1 protein-coding gene is annotated in these 4,514 nt (G+C 69.6%); it reads right to left on the reverse strand.

What is annotated here, in order from left to right; translation table 11 throughout:
* A partial coding sequence (locus ACFWSK_RS37360) for an amino acid adenylation domain-containing protein (protein ID WP_383796538.1) occupies nucleotides 1–4,454 on the reverse strand: 4,454 nt, incomplete at its 3' end.
* Between the last annotated feature and the right edge of the window lie 60 nt (nucleotides 4,455–4,514).

The raw sequence follows: 4,514 nt of genomic DNA on the forward strand, positions 1-4,514 counted from the left end.
TCTTCCGAACCCGCGTACCGACCCAGCAACACCACATACGCCGACAACAACGTCATGAACATCGACACGCCACACTCACGCGACAACGCCCGCAGCGACTCAACCGTCTCCTGCGGGATGTCGAACCGCGTCACCGCGCCGATCGTTGACCGGACCGGCGGCCGGGGCCGGTCGGTGGGCAGGTCCAGCGTGGGCGCATCGGCCAACTGTGTCGACCAGTAGCTGAGTTGGCGGTCGAGCAGCTCGCCGTCCAGCCACTTCCGCTGCCACACGGCGAAGTCGGCGTACTGCACGTCCAGCGGCGGTAGTGGGTCGGCCCCGCCCTCAAGGAACGCCTCATAGAGGGCGGTCAGTTCACGGTGGAAGATGCGGTCCGACCACTCGTCGAACACCACGTGGTGGATCGCCAGCGCCAATACGTGCTCCTCCGCCCCCAACCGGAACAGGGTCGCCCGCACCAGGGGCCCCGTAGCCAGGTCGAACGGCACGACCGCGTCCTCGGCGGCCCGGGACCGCGCCGCTGCCCGCGGGTCCGCCTCGGCCGAAACATCGACCACCGGCAGCGGGAACGGCGCCGGCTCGTCGATCACCTGATGCGGCACACCGTCCGCACCCGCCACCAGACGCGTCCGCAGCACCTCGTGCCGCGCCACCACTCCACCCAACGCCGCACCCAGTGCCGCCACGTCAAGGGGCCCGTTCCACTCCACGGGTGACAGCAGGGCGTACTCCACCGCCCCGGGAGCGAGCTGGTCCAGGAACCACAGGCGCTGCTGCGCGAACGACAACGGCAGCGGCTGCTCCCGGTCGACCGGCGTCACGGGGGGTACGGCGGTGCTGGTGCCCGAGTTCTCCAGGAACGGCGCCAGCTCCCGCACGGTGGGCTGGTCGAACAGGGCGGAGAGGGGAACCTCGGTCCGGAACGCTTCCCGGATACGGGAGACCACCTGGGTGGCGAGCAGCGAGTGTCCACCCACCTCGAAGAAGTTGTCGTCGGCGCCGACCTGGTCCACGCCGAGCACCTCCGACCAGATGCTCGCGAGCTTTTCTTCCGTCGCACCGGCCGGTGCGACGAAGTCGTCGGAGGTGGCGTGTGCCGGTTCCGGCTGCGGCAGTGCCGCCCGGTCCAGCTTGCCGTTCGCGGTCAGTGGAAGCGCCGCGAGCTCGACGAAGGCGGCCGGAACCATGAAGTCCGGCAGGTCACGACGTAGGTGGGCACGGAGTTCGCCCGCGTTCGGAACACCCTCGGTGTGATCGGCCGGTACCAGGTAGGCCACCAGACGCCTGTCCGTGCCGTCGCCGGACGCCGTCACCACAGCGGACAGCACCGCCGGGTGGGCGGCCAGCAGGGCCTCGATCTCACCCGGCTCGATCCGGAATCCACGTACCTTGATCTGCTTGTCGGCCCGGCCGAGATACTCCAGGACACCGCTGGGCAGGAGGCGGGCCCGGTCGCCCGAGCGGTACAGCCGGGAGCCGTCCCCCGCAAACGGGTCGGCCACGAATCGCTCGGCCGTGAGCGCCGGCCGGCCGCCGTAACCGCGCGCGACACCGGCGCCGCCGATGTACAACTCGCCTGCCACTCCGGTCGGTACGGGCATGAGGTGCTCGTCCAGTACGAGAGCCCGCCAGCCGGGGAGCGCACGGCCGACCGGCAGCTTCGGATCGGCTTCCACGTCGGTGGCGTCGATCCGGTGGTGGGTGACGTGGACCGTCGTCTCCGTGATGCCGTACATGTTGACCAGGGCCGGGGTGTCGAGACCCCACGCGTCGGCCCATCGCTCCACATGCACGCGCTGCAGCGCGTCCCCGCCGAAGACGACGAAGCGCAGGTCTGCGGGCGCACGACCCGGCCCGGCAGCCTCGGCCAGCTGACGGAACAGTTCCGGTGTGGCGCTCAGGACGGTCACGCCCTCGGCGGCCAGGACGTCACGGAGCAGCCACGGCTGCCGCACGGTCTCCGTCGGCACGACGACACACCGGGCACCGTGAGTCAACGCTCCCCAGATCTCCCAGACGGAGAAGTCGAACGCCGAGGAGTGGATCACGCTCCACACGTCATCGGGCCCGAGGTCGAACGTCTCGGTGCTGTCCACGGCCGCGAACAGGCTCTGAACGTTCACGTGCGGAACGTGGACGCCCTTGGGGCGCCCGGTCGAGCCCGACGTGTAGATCACGTAGGCGATCTGTCCGGGCTCCGTAACGGTGTCCGGCGGGGTGGCCGGGCGCTCGCCGATCTCGGCGGCCGTCTCGGGATCGTCGACAACGAGCAGGGGTGCGACCTGGAGGTCGACCAGTGCATCGGTGAAAGTGGCGACGTGATGCTGCTGCGTCACCACCATCCTCGCGCCGCTGTCGGCAAGCATGAAGGCGAGCCGCTCGGACGGGTGTCCCGGGTCCAGGGAGAGGTAGCCGCCGCCGGCCTGCCACACGGCCAGCATGGCCGTGACCATGTCGACACCGCGGTCCAGACACAGTCCGACAATGGTCTCCGGGCCGACGCCCGCATCGCGCAGCTGGTGCGCAAGACGGTTCGCGCGTGCCATCAGCTCCGCATAGCTGACCTGCTGCTCGCCGCTGACGAGGGCCACCGCGTCGGGAGCCTCCGCAGCTCTCTCCGCAATCAGGCCCTGTACGCCGCCGGCGACGGGCGGCGCCGGCGCGATGCCGGCCCCCTCCGCCAGCAAGCGGTCTTGTTCGGCTGCCGAGAGCAGAGCCATCTGCGACAACGGCCGCGTGTCGTCAGCGGCCACCGTCTCCAGCAGGCCGACCAGGTGCCCGATCATCCGCTCGACCGTGGAGGCGTCGAAGAGAGCGGTGCTGTACTGCATCTCGCCGACCAGACCACAGGCACCGGCACCGGCACCGGAAGCAACGCCGCTGTAGGTGTCGGCCTCGGCGTCGCCCAGCGTCATCAGCAGGTCGTACTTCGCGGGAAGGCTGTCCACGAGGAATTCGGTAGCAAGAGCGTCCTGGCCGAAAAGGTCACCGCTGCCGGCGAGAGCACCGCTCTCCCGGGTTGCGTACGTGAACATGACCTGGAACAGCGGAGTGCGGGACCGGTCCCGGTCGCCGACCAGGTCATCCACCAGCTGCTCGAACGGCAGGTCCTGGTGAGCGAAGGCGGCCAGAGAGGTCTCCCGCACACGGCCGACGAGTTCGGCAAAGGACGGGTCGCCGGACAGATCGGTGCGCAGGACGAGTGTATTGACGAAGAACCCGATCAGGTCCTCCGTCTCCGCACGGTTCCGGTTCGCGACCGGCGTACCCACCACCACGTCATCCGAGCCAGCGTAGCGGCTCAGCAGTACGTCGAAAGCAGCAAGGAGCGTCATGAACATCGTCGTGCCGCGCTCGCGCGAAAGAACGCGCAGCGCGTCCGCCGTCCGCGCGGGGACGGTGAATCTGATCGCCGCGCCCTCGGTGGACCGCACCAGCGGCCGGGGTCGGTCGGTGGGCAGGTCAAGGGTGGGTGCGCCCGTCAAGTTCTGAGACCAATAGGCCAGTTGGCTTTCGAGCACGTCACCGGACAGCCACTGTCGCTGCCAGGCCGCGAAGTCCGCGTACTGGACGTCCAGCGGCTGGAGCGGGTTCGGCTCCCCCTCGCGGAACGCCTCGTACAACGACGCAAGCTCACGGCGGAAGATCCGGTCCGACCACTCGTCGAAGACCACGTGGTGCACCGACAGCGCCAGAACGTGCTCGTCGGGAGCCACCCGGATCAGCATGGCGCGGATCAGCGAATCGGCTGCCAGGTCGAAGGGCAGCGCCGCGTCCGCGGCGACCAGCTCACGGGCGGAGGCCTCCGGGTCGCGCTCCGCGGACACATCGACGAGCACCAGCGGGAACGTCTCCGAGGGCTGGTCGATCACCTGGTACGGAATGCCGTCAGCACCCGCAACCAGCCGGGTGCGCAGCACCTCGTGCCGCGTCACGACGGCGCCGAGGGCGGCGGTGAGCGCGCACACATCGGGCTTCTCTCCGCGCAGCCAGACCGGCAGGGCAACGTTGTACTCAGCAGCTTCCTGGTCCAGCTGTTCCAGGAACCAGAGGCGCTGCTGCGCGAACGACAACGGCAGTGGCTGCTCGCGGTCCGCCACGACGACCGGGGGCACGGCGCTCGCCGTTCCGGCGCGCTCCACAGCCACGGCCAGACCACGCACGGTCGGCCGGTCGAAGAGCACGTGCAGCGGGAGCTCCGCCCCGATCAGCTCCCGAACACGGGACCTGACACGCGTGGCAAGCAGGGAATGCCCGCCCAGCTCGAAGAAGTTGTCCGTGACGCCCACCCGGTCCAGGCCCAGGAGCTGAGCCCAGATGCCGGCGAGGAGTTCCTCGGTGGCGGTGCTCGGAGGCACGAATGCGTCCAGCTCAGGCCGCTCGCCATCCGGCTCGGGCAGCGCCGACCGGTCCAGCTTCCCGTTCGGCGTCAGCGGCAGGGTGTCGAGTGACACGAATGCGGAGGGGATCATGAAGGCGGGGAGTCCGGTGCTCGCGAACTCGCGGATCTCGGC

Source organism: Streptomyces sp. NPDC058620 (genome assembly GCF_042717135.1).
GTDB lineage: Bacteria > Actinomycetota > Actinomycetes > Streptomycetales > Streptomycetaceae > Streptomyces.